General features: G+C 48.4%; 18 protein-coding genes. 6 read left to right on the top strand and 12 right to left on the bottom strand.

Annotated features, from left to right (window positions below; translation table 11 throughout):
• Positions 1 to 5: 5 nt before the first annotated feature.
• The 5 genes from IEX60_RS08510 to IEX60_RS08490 form a co-directional block, all read right to left on the bottom strand.
• Entirely contained in the window at positions 6 to 1,013 is a 1,008-nt protein-coding gene (locus IEX60_RS08510; RefSeq protein WP_188749525.1) for a PorP/SprF family type IX secretion system membrane protein, read from the bottom strand.
• A gap of 21 nt (positions 1,014 to 1,034) precedes the next feature.
• Entirely contained in the window at positions 1,035 to 1,379 is a 345-nt protein-coding gene (locus IEX60_RS08505) for a T9SS type B sorting domain-containing protein (protein WP_188749523.1), read from the bottom strand.
• Positions 1,342 to 1,653, bottom strand: coding sequence for a phage tail-like protein (locus IEX60_RS08500; RefSeq protein ID WP_188749521.1), 312 nt, complete (start codon positions 1,651 to 1,653; stop codon positions 1,342 to 1,344). Before IEX60_RS08500 ends, IEX60_RS08505 begins: the two co-directional genes overlap by 38 nt.
• Positions 1,654 to 1,919: 266 nt before the next feature.
• Positions 1,920 to 3,227 carry a DNA recombination protein RmuC gene (locus IEX60_RS08495; protein ID WP_188749519.1) on the bottom strand — a complete coding sequence of 436 codons (1,308 nt, stop codon included), beginning with the start codon at positions 3,225 to 3,227 and terminating at the stop codon, positions 1,920 to 1,922.
• Between the two features lie 39 nt (positions 3,228 to 3,266).
• Positions 3,267 to 4,448 carry a formimidoylglutamase gene (locus IEX60_RS08490; protein WP_188749517.1) on the bottom strand — a complete coding sequence of 394 codons (1,182 nt, stop codon included), beginning with the start codon at positions 4,446 to 4,448 and terminating at the stop codon, positions 3,267 to 3,269.
• Between the two features lie 127 nt (positions 4,449 to 4,575).
• Between IEX60_RS08490 and IEX60_RS08485 the strand changes: the two genes are divergently transcribed.
• Together IEX60_RS08485 and IEX60_RS08480 are read left to right on the top strand one after the other, a co-directional pair.
• Positions 4,576 to 5,559 (top strand): NAD-dependent epimerase/dehydratase family protein, encoded by a 984-nt coding sequence (locus IEX60_RS08485; protein ID WP_188749515.1) that lies wholly within the window; start codon positions 4,576 to 4,578, stop codon positions 5,557 to 5,559.
• A 1-nt stretch (position 5,560) separates the two neighbouring features.
• A complete protein-coding gene (locus tag IEX60_RS08480) occupies positions 5,561 to 6,853 on the top strand; it encodes an HAD-IB family phosphatase (RefSeq protein WP_188749513.1) in 1,293 nt (430 codons plus the stop codon).
• On the opposite strand, the gene IEX60_RS08475 is transcribed toward IEX60_RS08480, so the two are convergent.
• The 7 genes from IEX60_RS08475 to IEX60_RS08445 form a co-directional block, all read right to left on the bottom strand.
• Positions 6,837 to 7,427, bottom strand: a complete 591-nt coding sequence (locus tag IEX60_RS08475; RefSeq protein WP_188749511.1) for a 5-formyltetrahydrofolate cyclo-ligase — start codon at positions 7,425 to 7,427, stop codon at positions 6,837 to 6,839. The two genes, IEX60_RS08480 and IEX60_RS08475, sit on opposite strands and share 17 nt — an antisense overlap.
• Positions 7,428 to 7,596: 169 nt before the next feature.
• Entirely contained in the window at positions 7,597 to 8,157 is a 561-nt protein-coding gene (gene efp, locus IEX60_RS08470; protein ID WP_188749509.1) for an elongation factor P, read from the bottom strand.
• Between the two features lie 72 nt (positions 8,158 to 8,229).
• Positions 8,230 to 8,853, bottom strand: a complete 624-nt coding sequence (locus IEX60_RS08465; RefSeq protein WP_188749506.1) for an ABC transporter ATP-binding protein — start codon at positions 8,851 to 8,853, stop codon at positions 8,230 to 8,232.
• A gap of 4 nt (positions 8,854 to 8,857) precedes the next feature.
• Positions 8,858 to 9,652, bottom strand: coding sequence for an acyl-ACP--UDP-N-acetylglucosamine O-acyltransferase (gene lpxA, locus IEX60_RS08460; RefSeq protein ID WP_188749503.1), 795 nt, complete (start codon positions 9,650 to 9,652; stop codon positions 8,858 to 8,860).
• Positions 9,649 to 11,058, bottom strand: a complete 1,410-nt coding sequence (locus IEX60_RS08455) for a bifunctional UDP-3-O-[3-hydroxymyristoyl] N-acetylglucosamine deacetylase/3-hydroxyacyl-ACP dehydratase (RefSeq protein WP_188749502.1) — start codon at positions 11,056 to 11,058, stop codon at positions 9,649 to 9,651. The genes lpxA and IEX60_RS08455 overlap by 4 nt, the downstream gene beginning before the upstream one ends.
• Positions 11,059 to 11,105: 47 nt before the next feature.
• Positions 11,106 to 12,146, bottom strand: coding sequence for a UDP-3-O-(3-hydroxymyristoyl)glucosamine N-acyltransferase (gene lpxD / locus IEX60_RS08450; RefSeq protein ID WP_188749499.1), 1,041 nt, complete (start codon positions 12,144 to 12,146; stop codon positions 11,106 to 11,108).
• A 49-nt stretch (positions 12,147 to 12,195) separates the two neighbouring features.
• The gene (locus IEX60_RS08445; protein WP_188749497.1) at positions 12,196 to 13,443 is read right to left on the bottom strand and encodes an HD domain-containing protein; all 1,248 of its coding nucleotides are present in this window, start codon (positions 13,441 to 13,443) and stop codon (positions 12,196 to 12,198) included.
• A gap of 147 nt (positions 13,444 to 13,590) precedes the next feature.
• Here IEX60_RS08445 and porX point away from each other — a divergent pair, with 147 nt between their 5' ends.
• The 4 genes from porX to IEX60_RS08425 all read left to right on the top strand — a co-directional run bounded on the left by porX (position 13,591) and on the right by IEX60_RS08425 (position 16,989).
• Positions 13,591 to 15,144 carry a T9SS response regulator signal transducer PorX gene (gene porX / locus IEX60_RS08440; protein ID WP_188749495.1) on the top strand — a complete coding sequence of 518 codons (1,554 nt, stop codon included), beginning with the start codon at positions 13,591 to 13,593 and terminating at the stop codon, positions 15,142 to 15,144.
• Between the two features lie 23 nt (positions 15,145 to 15,167).
• The gene (gene tsaE / locus IEX60_RS08435; RefSeq protein WP_188749492.1) at positions 15,168 to 15,581 is read left to right on the top strand and encodes a tRNA (adenosine(37)-N6)-threonylcarbamoyltransferase complex ATPase subunit type 1 TsaE; all 414 of its coding nucleotides are present in this window, start codon (positions 15,168 to 15,170) and stop codon (positions 15,579 to 15,581) included.
• A 66-nt stretch (positions 15,582 to 15,647) separates the two neighbouring features.
• Positions 15,648 to 16,205 (top strand): RNA polymerase sigma factor, encoded by a 558-nt coding sequence (locus IEX60_RS08430; RefSeq protein WP_188749483.1) that lies wholly within the window; start codon positions 15,648 to 15,650, stop codon positions 16,203 to 16,205.
• Complete coding sequence (locus tag IEX60_RS08425) at positions 16,192 to 16,989, top strand: hypothetical protein (RefSeq protein ID WP_188749481.1); 798 nt, start codon at positions 16,192 to 16,194, stop codon at positions 16,987 to 16,989. Before IEX60_RS08430 ends, IEX60_RS08425 begins: the two co-directional genes overlap by 14 nt.
• Positions 16,990 to 17,008: the final 19 nt, after the last annotated feature.

Genomic DNA, 17,008 nt, shown 5'->3' with positions numbered 1-17,008 from the left:
CGCGATTAGAAATAGCATTTTACCCGGTCAAGCGGTCTTCCCAATGTAACACCGAGTGTCACTTCATGCGATCCGTTTTGTAAGCCATTGAGGCGACTTAGCATGTAATCATAGGAATACCCGATCCGGAGTCGGTCGGTGGCGAAGACCTGCATGACGAAGGAAATGGCATTCAGGCCGCTCAGGCGATCTCCGGTGAACCGCTGATAGTCCCGGCGGAAAGCAGAAACACCTGTGCGGATGCCGCCTCCCAGCCACAGGCGGTCGCTGAAGATGGCCATGGCATTGAGGTCCAGGCTGGGCGGGCCCTTGAAGTCATCTTTATACAACACGCTGGGGCGTAGCTTGACGGATTCATTGAGATCCACCAGCAGTCCACCGATCAGGTATAAGTGCCGTCTGCGCCGGATGCGGTCTGTAGTGGTTTGGTCCCATCGGAACAGGTTATCGCTGCTGCCACCGGAGAGAAGGTCCATGATCGAGGCTCCGGCATACCACCTGGCATTGTGGTAATAGATACCGAACCGGATGTCCGGCACGAAGTTGCTGATTTTTCCCGTGGGAAGCGCCTGATCACCGTCGTCTAGCACGGTAATCTTAGTGCCATCGAGGCTGTATCGGGTTACCCCCGCTCCTAACCCGAAACTAAGCCGTTGGGTATCCTCGCGGTCAAGACGGAGCCGGTATGCATAGTTGAGGTAGGCGGAGGTGGCGGTTTGGGGACCTAACTCGTCAGCCATGACCTGTATGCCACCACCATGCCGCCGCGCGCCATACAGGTCGAGCAGACCATCCAGCGATAACAATCCCGTTTGCGGTGCACCTTCCAGATCTATCCATTGGCTTCGGAGCCCCAATTGAGCAAACAGCTCTTCCATGTAACCAGCATAGGCGGGGTTTACACTCATCGAATTGAATACATATTGGGTAAACTGGATGTTCTGCTGGCCCCGTATAGGTAATACGGTACTCCAGCAGAGCAACCATACGAGGCTTTTGAATGCTATTTTCATGGTGGTAGTGTTCTGTGTTTGTTATCGTTTTACGAGTACCCACCCTTTATGGATGGTTTCTATACCGTCTTTGATGAGTACCAAGCGATAATAATAGGTGCCTTCGCTCACACCCGCAGCGTCCCAATTTTGCTGGTAGCTGCGGCTTCGGTAGATTTCATTGCCCCAACGGTTGAAGATGGTCAGGTCGCCATTATCATAATTTTCCAATCCCTGGATAACAAAGAAATCATTTTTACCGTCACCATTCGGTGTTACCGCATTGGGAATCAGCAACTCAGCGAGGAGAATGTTCATCCGGACAGTTGCAAAATCCTTCAGCCCGTTTTCATCGGTTACCCACAAGCCGTATCCAGCGATTACCATTGTTGTAATAAATACCCGGAGTTACGTCATTGGTAGTAGCCGTGTTGTATACCACCATACCAACACGATGCTGCGACAACGGAGCAGCATCATCCGTGCGGATCAATTGGACCCTTGTGTACAGCAACCCTTTGTTGATACTTTCTAATTCCAGCAACGCGTCTTTATTGGGTAATACTTCGCCGGAGACGGTATTGTCTTTTAGCTTCTGCTGAGCAAATGTTGGAATAAATGAAACGGACGCTATTAATATGAAAAGTAATTTATTTTTCATAGGCAACGTTGACTACAATCTTGGAATGTCTTTCGACTTAATGCACGGACATTTTAGGTTCCAAAATAATGTTATACGGTCGATACAATAACGGCACAAGATCGCCGACGCTTCGCGGGTCTCTTTATCTAGATCGTCTGTTATTCATAAGTAAATGGTAGATGTAAGCCGTAAAGGTGAGAACTTTTTATAAAAAAACCATAAAGAACAGGTTAATTTTTTTCTTTATAAAAAGAATTTTGCATGGGAGCGGGTTAATAAAGGGATTATTTATCGTCATCTAGCAAATTGCCCCCAATTTGCTTACTCGCGCGAGCACCCAGTTTCTTGAGTTTTTCCACTTTGGTTACGACGTTACCCGGGCCGGTGCTGAGTTTACGGGTAGCCTCTTCGTGGGCGCGTACCGCGCGGTTAAGCTGCTCCCCCACTTTGTCCAAATCCTGTAGAAATCCCACGAACTTATCGTACAGGGTTCCAGCCTCTTTGGCGATTTCCAGCACGTTGCGCGTTTGTCGCTCTTGTTTCCACATGCTGGCGATGGTGCGCAGCGTGGCCAGCAAGGTTGAAGGACTTACGATGACCACCTTGCGGTCCCAGGCATCGCTGAAAAGCTCTGCCTTGTAGGTAATGGACATGCTGAATGCCGATTCAATGGGCATGAACAATAACACAAAGTCAGGCGAATTGATCTGATAGAGATCATGGTAGTTCTTTGCTGAGAGGCTTTTTACGTGATTTTCGACCGACTGAATATGCTGTTTGGCGTATCCTTCACGCTCCTCGTCGGTTTCGGCGTTTACCCAGCGTTCGTAGGCTAGGAGGGATACCTTTGAGTCGATCACCAAGTGCTTTTCATCCGGCAGGTCGATGATTGCATCGGGTTGCAGGCGTCTACCCTCCTCATCTGTCAGCGCTGCCTGCAACCGGTACTCACGATCTTTGACCAACCCCGAACGCTCCAGCACCCGCTCCAGGATGACTTCACCCCAATTGCCTTGTTTTTTACTGTCGCCACGTAGTGCACGCGTCAGGCTATTGGCCTCGTCCTTAATCCGGAGGCTCTGCTCCATAAGCTGTTGCACAACTCCCTTCAGTGAGTTGCGCTCGGCGGCTTCGTGCTGGTATGTTTTTTCTACTTTCTCCTCGAAGGTTTTGATTTTCTCTTTGAGCGGATTTAAAATCTGATCGAGCGATTTGCTGTTGGTTTCTGTAAATTTCTGTGTTTTCTCTTCAAGTATTTTGTTGGCGATCACCTGAAATTCGGTGTTGAATTGCTGTTTGATGGTTTCGATTTCTGCCTTTTGTTCCTGAAGTTTTTCTTGTTGGGACTGGTAATAGGCTCGGGTGCTCTCAAGCGCTTTCTCGGATTCAAGCCGTTGCTGTTGTTCCTCCCGCAGCAGGACTGTCATCCGTTCTTTTTCGATCGTGAGGTCTTCCACCTGTTGCTCAGCACGGGCTAGTCTGCGTATGGTTTCCGCATCGGAGGCAGGAAACGTCTGTTGCGGGCGTTTGACGAATAGAATTACCGCAAGGACCAGGATCGCGACCGCAATCAAAACGAGGTATAGTTCCATAATGAACAAATGTAAGGAAAACCCACCACTGACCACCCTTTACACCAGCTTCTGATGCGTTTTCCACCATAAATCGGGCATTTCGCCCCCCACGGCTATCTGGTAGTCTTCGTAACGGCAAGGCACCAGGTGATACCGCTCATTGACGGATTGGGATCCCGAATAAGGCACCTGCATCCACCAACGGTCTGATTTTTTGCTTTTTATAAACACCAATTCATAGGCATCGTTATGCACGGTGGTACGATAGGTAATATAGGCCGATTTGGGTAACAGCGGTGCATCGTGTTTACGATTGTAGAAGCCTTCGATGAAATACCAAATCATCTGCGCGACAAGAATCGCCGTCTGCTCCCGGTTGTCCAATGTGGGGTTGTATTCGTAGAATCCGACGGATGTGAGTTTATCGCTCATTCCCGCGTACCGGCATAGCTGGCAGGCTTCATCGCCAAACAAGCCGTTTGGAGTCGCATGGGCGCTACCGGGAGCATCCGAAAACCGGATGGCATTGATATCAAAACTTAGCATATCTGCTGCGCGGATGACGGGTTCAACCTGACCTACCTGATCGGCTATCATGCCTAGACGCACCGCTGTGAAATAGAGCTTATCGTACATGGCGATGGACTCTTTGCTGACAAAATAGGTTTGATAAGCTAAGTTGTTCAAGTTGAATAGGTAATCGGGTTCGTGGAGAATGATGTGGTTGAGATAGGTCTGTGAATTCAACGGAGCGCTTTCGGTATTCTCCTGATCGAGGTCAAACCGGGAATCCACCACGGCCACTTCGACCTTTTGCTCCAGTTTTTCATACGCCAGGTATTGGGCGTATGTAATGTCCTGTCCGCCGCCGATGAGGATGGGAATGATGCCGGAGCGGATAAGTTCTTCGCAAACCGTTTTTACGGCCGCATAGGTGTCTGTAACGGTTTCTCCGGCCTTTATGTTGCCGAGGTCGGCCAGCTTCAGCTTATATTCTCCCTGGTAAAGCGGATAGAGGTGTTTACGTATGGCGTTGGCCGCATCGTCACAGCCTGCGTTGCCGATCGCCATCCGGTCATCGAGCACTCCAAATAAAGCCAAATCGGGTTTTTCTTCTTCCAAATCGGGGAATATTTCGTCGTATACACGCAGGGTAGCACCGATCTGTGAGCGGAAAAAATCGGCCTCCGGCATGAAATTCCTACGGGAAATAGAAGAAAAGAAAACAGAAAGGGACATAGCAGTCGTATGTTGTTTGGCAAATTATTCGACAAAGGTAAAGAAGTTTTTTACATTTTAATTCGGTATAGGTAATATCCATTTATTCCCTTACTTTTGGAAGCGTTAGATCAACTATTCTAAGACGGTGGTTTTAGTAACAGGCGGTACGGGTTTTCTGGGCTCCATTCTTATTCAACAATTGATCGCAGCAGGGTATCAGGTTCGCGCTACGAAGCGGGAAACGTCTGTTCTTCCGCGGCCACTGGTGGGTGTATCTGGGCTGGAATGGGTGAATGCGGATGTCAATGATTTTTTTGCCTTGTCTGATGCCTTTAAAGGTGTAACACAGGTATATCATTGTGCTGCCCTTATTTCCTATCATGCGGCCGACCGGAAGCGGATGATGGCGGTGAATGTGGAAGGCACTGCGCATGTGGTTACGCTTGCGCTGGAGCATCATGCGCGCCTGTTGCACGTCAGTTCGATAGCCGCGGTAGGGCGGGGAAAGAACGGGCGAGAAACCACGGAAGACGATCTGTGGGAATATGATCGTAGCCAGTCGGGTTACGCGGTCGCCAAATACGAGGCCGAGATGGAGGTATGGCGGGGTATTGCGGAAGGATTGGACGCCGTGATTGTGAATCCGGCGTTGATCATCGGTCCGACCGCCGAAACGGAAGGAAACGGAAGCAGTGGGTCAATTTTTGCACAGCTGCATGCTGGACTCAACTTTTACACTGCAGGGTCGGTTGGCCTGATAGACGTCGAAGATGTGGCGAAGGCGATGGTGCTGTTGATGGAGAACCTGTCCATCAGTGGGCAGCGGTTTTTGCTGAGCAACGAGAATATGAGTCACCGGGAGCTGCTGGCACGGTGCAGTGTGTATCTCGGACGGCCTGCACCGAAATTTAAAGCAACGGGTTTTATGCTTGGACTGGCTTGGCGTGCCGCCAAGATGTTGTCCCTGTTCAGTGGTAAACGACCGCTTTTGACGCGTGAAACCGCACACGCTGCAAACCTGCAGATGCAGTTTTCCAATAAAAAGATCCTTGACGCGACAGGTATCACATTCAAACCGATCGACGATACGTTGCGCGAAATATGTAGTAGCTATTTAACCGTACAATAAATTGGACAATTATTACATTATTGACTTTGACAGCACCTTTACCCAGGTGGAAGCGTTGGATGAATTGGCCCGCATTTCATTGGCCAACCATCCGGCCCGGGAACTTATTTATGAAGAAATTGCACGGCTGACCAATCTATCCATGAACGGTCAGTTGTCTTTCCGTGAAAGCCTCTCAGCGAGAGTGAGACTGCTGGAGGCCAACCGGGAACACCTAAAGAAATTGGTTAGTATACTCAAGAAAAAGGTCTCCCCTTCGTTTCTCCGCAACCGTGAATTCTTCAAGAAGCATAGCGACAGTGCGTTGATTGTATCCGGCGGGTTCAAGGAATTCATCGTGCCCGTGGTGAGTCCTTATCATATCAAGCAGGAGAATGTCTATGCCAATACCTTTACGTTTGACGAGCAGGGCAATATAACGGGATACGATGAGAGCAATCCGTTATCTGAAGAGGGAGGCAAGGTGAAGCTTTTGCAGCAGTTGAAGCTGCCGGGTAAAATTTACGGTATCGGAGATGGTTATTCCGATTTCCAGCTGAAGGAATCGGGACTTATTGAGCGTTTTTTTGCTTTTACGGAAAACATTGAGCGGAAAAGTGTGTCTGAGAAAGCCGACCACGTGACGCCCAGTTTTGATGAATTTTTATACGTGAATGACCTCCCGCGGGCGATCTCTTATCCCAAAAACCGCATCCTTTGCCTGATTGTGGGCGATGTGCCCGAGATTTCGGCGCATATACTGAAGCGGGACGGGTTTTCTATCCGGATAAAACAGACGTTTGAAGAAAAATATGTCAAAGACGTGGGAATGTTGCTGTTGGGGAAAGACGAAAAATTGGATGACAATCAGTTGGCAAGGGCTGATAAGCTAAAAACGATCGGTTATTTGGGAGATAGCAAAGACCAATTAAACCGGGAGATCTGCAACGAAAAGGGAATTGTTCTTTTTGACGATAAAAAAGGCAAGAAGCGGAACAACGAGTTTATCCCGCGGCGTATGGCTGATTTTATCAACAGGGGCGATACGTACATGAGCCGTAATTTCCCCAATTTGCTGTTGCCGAAGATTGAAAAGGCACATCGGTTGCTTCATATCCATCGGAATGTGCCCGGTGTGATGGCACAGATTAACCAGGTTTTTGCCGAAAACAGAATCAACATTGTTGCGCAATTTCTGATGACAAAAGGAACGATCGGCTATGCGGTGACCGATGTGGATACGCAATACGACAAGCAGCTGCTCAAGCAGCTCCGGCAAATCGAAAACACCATTAAATTCAGGGTATTGTATTAAAATCCCAGATCTGTTGCGGTGTTACGCAGCAATCGAGGGGAATATCGTATACATCCGTGTCGCCAATGGCTGGTTCGGCCTCAAACAATGACAGGCCAATTTTGGTAGTTGCGGGGCCGCACTCGGCCAAAAAGCGATCGTAAAACCCTTTTCCATAGCCTACACGATTTCCACGGATGTCAAAGGCGAGCAACGGAACAAACACGGCGTCTATTTCCTGAGCGGAAACGGCCGTCCCATTTTCCGGCTCTGGTATCCCCCAATGATTCTCCTTTAAGAGGGTGTCTTCGGCCCAGATAAAATGATGCATGCCGTGGGTTATGCGATCGGTTCGGGAGAGCACCAAGCGTATATGCGGGTAGGTATGCCGTAGCCATTCCGCCACGGCATAAGTATCGGGCTCGCGGTTGCCTTCGATGGGGAGAAACAGGTGTACCGTTGAGAATCCGGCCATATCGAGCCGGTGAACCTGTTCCAATAACCGCTGGTTTAACAGGAGGAAGTCCTCGGTTGAGAGATTGATCCGTTTTTCGCGGTAGCGCTTTCGTAACTCCTGTTTACCTGGGGACTGCATGGCTCAAAAATACGTACTTGCGGCTATTTTCCGGCGTTTTAAGGTACATTAAATTTAATTGACCGAGGTTTTAAGGAACTGGCCAGGGCACGTAACGATAAAAAAATCGGCCTTGAAGCGGAGAGCCCCAAGACCGAATAATCAACCTAAACCTAAAAATTTGAATTCTTTATTTCACACGTTCAATGTAGTCGCCGGAACGTGTATCAACTTTCACTTTATCTCCTTGATTCACAAAAAGCGGTACTCGTATTTCTACACCGGTTTCTACCGTCGCACTTTTCAGTGCATTGGTGGATGTATCCCCTTTCACAGCAGGTTCTGTATAGGTGATCTCCAGTTCTACCGTGGTAGGCGCCTGTGCCATAATGGGCTCATCGCTTTCCATGGCTACCAGCACCTGCATACCTTCTTTCAAAAAACGTGCCGAACTGCCGAATAAATGTTTCGGGATATTGAATTGCTCAAAGGTATTGTTGTCCATGACGACGAAGGTATCTCCATCTTCGTAGAGGTATTGATAATCATTGGTTTCTACCCGCGCAATTTCGACTTCCTCATCGGTACGGAAACGGTATTCTACCAATTTTCCGGTTTTGACGTTACGCATTTTGGCTTGGTAAAATGCCCGAAGGTTGCCCGGTGTCCTGTGGATAAACTCTTCAACGGACACCAACTCACCATTGAAGCGCAGGATATTGCCGGTTTTTACTTCTGAAGCTTTGGCCATAATGTTAATTCTAGTACAGTGTATAAATGTGGGGTCAAAGATACAAAACAAGCTTTCTTTTACAAAGGAAACTTACCTGAGTTTGTAATCTACGATGTTGATGATCTGTTCACAGAATCCGTATTCCTTTTCTTGATTTGAGCAAACCAACACCAGGCGGTCGGTGCGTGTTTTAGTCACGAGGTTAAGGTACCAGTCTACCCCCTGCTGGTCCAGGTTACTCGTTGGCTCATCCAATAAGAGAAGCGGGACGTCGGAGCAGCAAGCCAGGGCGAGCTTTACCCGTTGTTTCATGCCGGAAGAGAAAAACCGGATCTGCCGGTCTTTGGCGTGCTGAAGGCTTAACAGCTCCATAATCGTCTCTTCGTCGAAACCGGGCAGGTAGTTCTTCAGTTTAAAATGGAAGCGGATCTGTTCGATGAGCGTGAACTCTTCGATAAGCTCCATATAAGGGGCGGCCAGAGAAAGGTACTGGTAAAGGGAATCAGGGGCTATTTCCTTATCCGCAGCTGTATAGCGGATATGGCCAGCCGAAGGGACCAGATTGGCAGCGATGACCTGCAGGAATGTGGATTTACCCGACCCGTTTGGCCCCAATATGGCGTAGCTTTGACCTATTTCAAACCGATAGTTGATATGCCGGAAAACCCAATCACGATTAAATCGTCTGCCGATGTCTTCCAAAGAGATATCCATAACCTCAGAGTATGCCCTTGCTTTGGCCAAACCCTTTCATAACCCCCCTGTTGGAGTTCCGCACGAAGTCCAGTATTTCATCCCGTATTTCGGTGGGTTTATATTCGGCCTCAATGATGTCCAATGCCTTGGTGAGGTTATTGTTTTTGACGAACAGTACCCGGTAGATATCCTGGATTTCGTTGATCTGATTAGATGAAAAGCCTCTTCTCCGCAGCCCTACGGAATTGATACCGACATACGACAACGGTTCCCGGGCGGCTTTGACAAAGGGCGGTACGTCTTTGCGCACCAATGAGCCGCCGGCAATAAAGGCATGGGAGCCAATGTGGCAGAACTGGTGTACAGCTACCATACCTGCCAATACGACGTAATCGCCCACGGTGATGTGGCCTGCGAGCGTACTGCTGTTGGAGAAAATACAGTTATCCCCCACAATGCAGTCGTGCGCAATATGGCTGTACGCTTGAATCAGGCAGTTTTTACCGATTACCGTTTTCCATTTATCCTTGGTACCGCGGTTTACGGTGACACACTCCCGGATGGTGGTGTTATCGCCGATTTCTGCCGTAGTTTCTTCTCCGTCAAATTTGAGGTCCTGTGGGATACCTGAGATGACGGCACCTGGGAATATACGGCAATTTTTACCGATGCGTGCTCCGTCCATGATGGTTACATTGGAACCGATCCACGTGCCTTCTTCGATCACTACATCTTTATGGATGGTGACGAACGGCTCGATGACGACATTGCCGGCAATCTTTGCCTGTGGGTGTATATATGCTAAAGGCTGTATCATGACGCTTGGCTCTCTTTTACTTTTACAATCTGAGCCATCAACTCTGCTTCCACCACTATTTTTTCGCCAACCATACCCACGCCCTTCATCTGAGCGATGCCCCGCCGGATGGGTTCGAGCAGATCACAACGGAAAATGATGGTATCTCCGGGATTTACCTGTGCTTTAAAGCGGGCATTTTCGATTTTAAGGAAGAGGGTAAGGTAGTTTTCCGGGTCGGGTACGGTGCTGAGCACCAGAATTCCACCGGTTTGTGCCATGGCTTCGATTTGCAGCACGCCCGGGAAGACAGGAGCTCCGGGGAAATGGCCCATGAACAAGTCCTCGTTCATCGTCACGTTTTTCAGCCCAACGACATGTGTTTTGGTCAATTCCAGGATTTTATCGACCATCAGGAACGGCTGCCTGTGGGGCAAGATGTTCATGATCTGTACGGTGTCATACAGCGGCGGCATGTTGGGGTCGTATATTTTTACGTATTTACGCCCTTTTTCCTTTTTTATCTGCGCTTTGATCTTTTTGGCGAATGCTACGTTTGCGGCATGCCCCGGCCGGGCAGCCATGATGTGTCCCTTGATGGGGCGCCCCACCAATGCGAGATCGCCGATCATGTCAAGCAATTTGTGGCGGGCAGGTTCATTTTGGTGGCGCAACTCAATGTTGTCCAATATCCCTTCCTTGGCCACATCGATATCTTCCCGGTTGAACAGTTTGGCCAGGTGACGCAGTTCATCTTTGCTTACCTCTTTATCGACCACGACGATGGCATTGTTGAGATCTCCTCCTTTGATGAGGTTGTTTTTGAGCAACATCTCCAATTCGTGCAGAAAGCAGAACGTGCGGGATGAGGCGATATCTTTGGGAAACTCGTCGATGTTGCTGATGGAGGCATGCTGGCTGCCCAATACCGGCGAGTTAAAGTCAATCATACAGGTAAAACGATAACCATCCAACGGCATGGCCACCATCTCAACCTTCCGGTCGGGTTCGGTGTGGTGGATGTTATGGGGGATTTCGTAATAATCGCGGTCTGCCAATTGATCTACATACCCAATTTGCTCGATCGCTTTGACAAAAGGGGCCGAACTGCCGTCCATAATGGGTACTTCGGGACCGTCGATATCAATGAGCACGTTGTCGATCTGCAGGCCCACCAATGCGGCCATCAGGTGTTCAATGGTGCTTACACTTGCACCGTTCTGAGAGATGGTCGTTCCGCGTGAAGTATCCGACACATTATCGGCATCCACAAGGATGGTTGGTTGTTTGTCAAGGTCGATGCGCCTGAACCGATACCAATGTTGTTCGGGAGCCGGTTTCAGGGTAATGGTGACGGGTTTACCCGTGTGGAGCCCTACACCTGAGATACTGATTTCTGATTTAATTGTTCGTTGTTTTACGTTCATTGCTGTCCATTGGCTTATCTGCCCAAAGAAAGGCAAAAGCACTTCGTTTATTTTGATAGTTCTTTTGTTAACAGTAATTGTTCCAGCTCTTCCAAGCGACGTTCGAGTTCGGGTAGACGCGAATATACAACCTGCGACCGCATCTGTGCGCTGTAGGGAGCAGCCGGGCTGCCTGACCATTTTTTTCCTTCATCGGCAATGGTGCGATTAACACCGGATTGGGCCTGTATCTGGGTGCCACTGGCGATATGAATGTGTCCCACGATGCCGACCTGCCCGCCGATGACGGCATTTTCGCCGATTTTCGTGCTTCCTGAAATGCCCGATTGGGCGGCAATCACGGTGTTTTTGCCAATTTCTACGTTGTGTGCCACCTGAATCAGGTTATCCAGTTTTACGCCCTGCCGGATAATTGTGGAGCCCATAGTAGCTCGGTCTATGACGGTGTTAGCACCGATTTCTACGTCATTTTCAATGACCACATTTCCGATCTGGTTGATCTTATTGTAGGTTCCGTCTTCCTGCGGTGCAAACCCGAACCCGTCACTGCCGATGACCGTGCCGGAATGGATAATTACGCGTTCGCCGATTACACAGTCAAAATAGACGGAAACTCCAGGGAATAAGGTTGTATCGTTACCTATTTTAACATTGTCTCCAATATATACATGGGGATATACCTTGCAATTGTCCTGGATGACCACATCCTTGTCTATGTAGGTAAAGGCCCCGATGTAGACATTTTTCCCGATTTTGGCTGTTGGATGAATAAAGACCGGATTTTCGATGCCGGTTTTATTCAGACGCATTTTATTGTAAACTTCCAGCAACATGGAAAATGCGGAATAGGCGTTTTTTACCCGGATCAGGGTGCTTGCCACGGGTTTATCCAACTTCAGATCGTTGTTGACGATTACGATCGAGGCTTGGGTCGTGTATAAGTACTGTTCGTACTTAGGATTAGACAAAAAAGAAAGGCTTCCGGCGGTTGCCTCTTCAATTTTGGCCAATTGCTCCACCATCACGTCGGGATTCCCTTCAAGGGAACCGTTCACGAGCGTTGCTATTTGACGTGCGGAAAATTGCATCTGCAAATGTATAAGTTTAAACGATATATATTAAAATTTTTACTGGTTATCAGCTTATTGATGGAGTACTACCCAACAGTTCTTTTGGAAAAGAGACGGCAAACTTCCGTACTTTCCTGGATAGTGTCTCCAAATTAGACAGATCGGATGCCTCCGCAATATCCTGTATGCTCCCGTCTTTCATTAAAATCTTAATATTACTGCTAGTTATTTCGTAAGCACTATTCTCAATCAATTGCGTCCATACGTAATAATCCACTTGGGCTGCATCTATACCAAAGTATGTTACCGCCCGGGTTTTCAGATCATCGACAAACCGACCATCCAACTCACTGCTGTGGAGCTCGGTATGGTATAGGGTACGCGCCATAAGCCGTGAACACAACATCTGCAAAATGGGGTCTTCATGATACGCCCAAGTTTTCACGGCCGACAAGATGTCTGTGTCATCGAGACGTGAAAAGTGAACCAAATGTGACACATTTTCGGTGAAATTCTCTCGGGTAATCTTATTGCGCAAAAAATGTTCCAACGATGGTGATGCAAAAAGAGAAATGCCGTTTCCATATAATTCTTTTGCACGTTGCAGGATTTTAAGCAGCATCTGCTCAGCGCTGAGGACGGTTTTGTGCAGGTAGACCTGCCAATACATCAACCGTCTGGCGATCAGAAATTTTTCAATGGAATAAATCCCTTTATGTTCGATAACCAGTTCGTTGTCAACCACATTCATCATTTTGATAATCCGGTCAAAACTGATTACCCCTTCTGCAACGCCTGTGAAGAAGCTGTCGCGGCTGAGGTAATCCATGCGGTCGAGATCGAGCTGTCCGGATACCAGCTGATGGAGGAATTTTTTTGGGTGGCGGTTGTTGAAAATCTCGATGGCCAGATCGAGCCTCCCCGCAAAAAGCTCGTTAAGCTCTTTCATCATCAATGCGGAAAGTAACTCATGCGAGACCCCTTCTACCAAGGTGTGTTCCAGGGAATGTGAAAACGGACCATGACCGATGTCGTGCAACAGGATGGCAACGAGGGCTGCTTCCTCTTCGGCTTCCGTAATGGCCGCCCCCTTGCTGCGGAGGGTCTCCACGGCCAGCCCCATGAGATGCATAGCCCCCAGGGCATGCTGAAAGCGGGTATGCAATGCGCCCGGATAGACCAGATGCGTCATGCTAACCTGTTTGATATAACGAAGGCGTTGGAAGTAGGGGTGCTGGATCAGGTCAAATATAAAACCGGATGGGATGGATATGAATCCATAAACGGGATCGTTGATTATTTTCTTTTTATTCAATGTTTCTTCGCGTTGCAGCAAGACAGAATCCTACTGCAAAATACGGTGCAAAGATACGGTACCCGCCTGTTAATTTTTGTTAAAAATGTAGATACCGGCAAACTTTTCCTTATGTTCGCCCTTATATTTTTAGTTAGAGGAGCAGGAATGCAAGAGACGAATATACTATGGGCAGATGACGAAATTGATCTGCTGAAGCCACATATCATGCTGTTGAATGAAAAAGGGTACGGCGTAAAAACGGTAACGAACGGCAACGATGCGGTGGATGCGTTCAAGAAGGGATTTTACGATTTGGTGTTCTTAGACGAAAACATGCCGGGCCTTACAGGCCTGGAGACCCTTTCGGCCCTGAAAAACATCAATCCCGGCGTGCCCATGGTGCTGGTTACCAAAAACGAGGAAGAGCATTTGATGGAAGACGCCATCGGATCCAAAATAGATGATTACCTGATTAAGCCTGTTAACCCCAAGCAGATTTTGCTGACCATCAAGAAGCTGACGGAAAACAAACGGCTTATCAGTGAGAAGACGTCGATGGCCTATCAGCAGGATTTCCGTAATCTGGGTATGATTTTAAACGACAACCTGGATTTCGAACAATGGGCGGATGTTTACAAGAAGTTGATTTATTGGGAACTGTCTCTTGAAAAACTGGAGGATGCGGGGATGCATGAAGTGTTAACCCTGCAAAAGGCCGAGGCCAATATGCAGTTTTTCAAGTTTATCGAGAAAAATTACCTCCGTTGGGTCAAGGAACCTGAAAAGGGCCCGATCATGTCACATCAGCTGTTCCGCAAAAAAGTTTTCCCGACGTTACAGGAAAACAGGCCGACCTTCTTCTTCCTCATTGATAACCTGCGGTACGATCAATGGCGTGTGATTAACGAGGTGATCGGCAATCATTTCCGGTTGGAAGAAGAGGATAGTTATTACAGTATTCTGCCTACAGCCACGCAATACGCCCGCAATGCGATATTCAGCGGGTTGATGCCCCTGGAAATGGAGCGGCAGCATCCGGATCTTTGGCAGAACGATGAAGACGAAGGAGGCAAGAACCTTCATGAAGACAAATTTCTTGCCGATCAGATCAAACGCCTGTACCGCAAAGAATGCAAGCATTCTTATCATAAAATACTGACCTTGGAACAAGGTCGTGATGTGGCTGACAATTTAAGTAATTTGATGGGGAATGACCTCAATGTGTTGGTTTATAACTTTGTGGACATGCTTTCGCATGCCCGCACGGATATGGCGATGATTCGCGAATTGGCCAATGACGAGGCCGCTTACCGCTCGCTCACGCTTTCCTGGTTTGAGCACTCTCCGTTGCTGGACGCGCTGAAATGGCTCGCCCAAAAACAGGTACGGGTGATCATTACGACAGACCATGGGACCATCCGGGTGAAACGTGCCAGTAAAGTCATTGGCGACCGCAATACCAACACCAACCTCCGCTATAAGCAGGGAAAGAACCTCAACTACATTGCAAAGGATGTTTTTCACGTAAAGAATCCACATGACGCTTTGCTGCCCAAGTTGCACGTCAGTTCCAGCTTCATTTTTGCTAAGGAAGACATCTACTTTGTATATCCCAACAATTACAATCATTTTGTCAATTATTTCAATGAAACCTTCCAGCACGGTGGCATATCGCTGGAAGAAATGATTATCCCATTTGCAACTTATACGACCAAGTAGGCAAAAAGCGTATTTTTGCACGCATGGTTATTAGACTGGCAAGTTTATCGGAATTGCCGGATGTCGCGGCCCGTATACTTGCCGCTGCAGACGAAAGGCGTATTTTTCTTTTTTATGGAGAGATGGGTGCAGGAAAAACAACACTCATCAAAGCGCTATGTGCCCACCTGGGTGTTGTGGATGCTACTTCCAGCCCCACGTTTGCCATCGTTAACGAATACACATCCCCCCAGGGTCCGGTTTACCATTTTGATTTTTACCGGATCAAATCCCAACAGGAGGCGTTTGACCTGGGCTATGAAGACTATTTTTATTCCCATCGGTATTGCTTCGTGGAATGGCCGGAGAAGATTGCCGGCTTGTTACCTGCCGATGCAGTTTCCGTGCAGATAACGGTACAGCCGGATGGCAGCCGCCGGGTTGAAGTGGAAGATTAAAATAAAACCAACCTACCGTGCAACCTTTTTACCTATCTTATCATCTTAGTAATAAACACACGCAAGTTGGAGCAAACGGTTACCATAGAGAGTTTGTACGAAGGTTGCAAGGCAGGCAACCGGCAAGCACAGGAGAAGCTGTACCATGCCATGGCCTCAAAGATGCTGGGAGTTTGCTTACGCTATGCCAGCAGTACGTTTGAAGCGGAGGACGTGCTTCAAACGGGGTTTATCAAGGTATTCCGCCACATAGATAGTTACCGGGGAGCAGGATCGTTTGAAGGGTGGATACGAAGGATCATGGTCAATACGGCCATTGAGACCTACCGTAAAAACCAGCGGGGCGGATTATCGGTTGAAATGGAGGAGGTATACGAAGACACCCAGCAAACATTTTCAATGGATGCCCTGGAGTGTGAAGATTTGCTTCGGATTATCCAAACGCTGCCCGATGGTTACCGTATGGTTTTTAACATGTACGCGTTGGAGGGGTTTTCGCACAAGGAGATTGCCGAGGCATTGCAGATCAGCGAGGGGGCGTCGAAGTCACAACTGTCGAGGGCAAGAACATGGCTCAAAGAGAAATTAAAACAATTGGAAGGAGGGAATTATGAATCGAGGTGAAAACAAAGAATTTGACAAACAACTGCGCGACAAATTTGAGGGCTTTAGGCCGGAGGTTCCCAAGGGTTTGTGGGACAAGATTGCTACCCAACTGGATGAAGCGGAACCCCGTTCCGTTGTGGCCATGCCAGCGAAGCGACGCCGGTTCCCTACCTGGTGGATGGCTGCAGCCGCTGTACTCTTGGTTGCCTGCGGTGTACTCTATTGGCAAAGCCGTCCCGTGTCTGTTACGTACCTGCACGCCCATGTGGATGCGGAAGCAGAACCCGAAGAAGCAACCGTGGAACCAAGCACCCCTGAGGAAGCACCGGAGCCCCTAGCCGAGCCATTGGATCTGGAAAGGTTAAAACGGGTATTTGCGAAAAAAGGGCGGCAGGTGAAGGAACCCAAGCCACTGCCGGTGGTAGAAGGCGAAGAGCAACCGGAGGAAGCTTTACCTATTGAAGCGGTTGAACCCCAACAATTGGCTGTGAATGAACGGACAAGCCCTTCGCCCATCCTGCTTCCCAAGCAAAGGGATAGTTTGGAGAATGGGCAAACCGAGATAGCCGGCGTGCCTGACATTGAGCCTTTGGTGGTACTGGAAGACGAAGAAGAAATGATGCTGGCATCCACGGAACAACGTAAGCAGCCCTTCGGGATCAGCAACATTCTTAACTACGTTGTTGGTACAGTGGATCAGCGCGACGAAAAATTAGTCACCTTTTCGAACGATGAGGAAGGATCGCTGAAACTGGATTTCAATTTCGGCTTGGCTAAAAACAAGAAGAGGAAACTTAAATAGTATTAAATCAAACCTTAAA

This window comes from Parapedobacter defluvii, assembly GCF_014642075.1.
GTDB classification, from domain to species: domain Bacteria; phylum Bacteroidota; class Bacteroidia; order Sphingobacteriales; family Sphingobacteriaceae; genus Parapedobacter; species Parapedobacter defluvii.
This window is presented reverse-complemented; position numbering and strand designations above follow the sequence as displayed.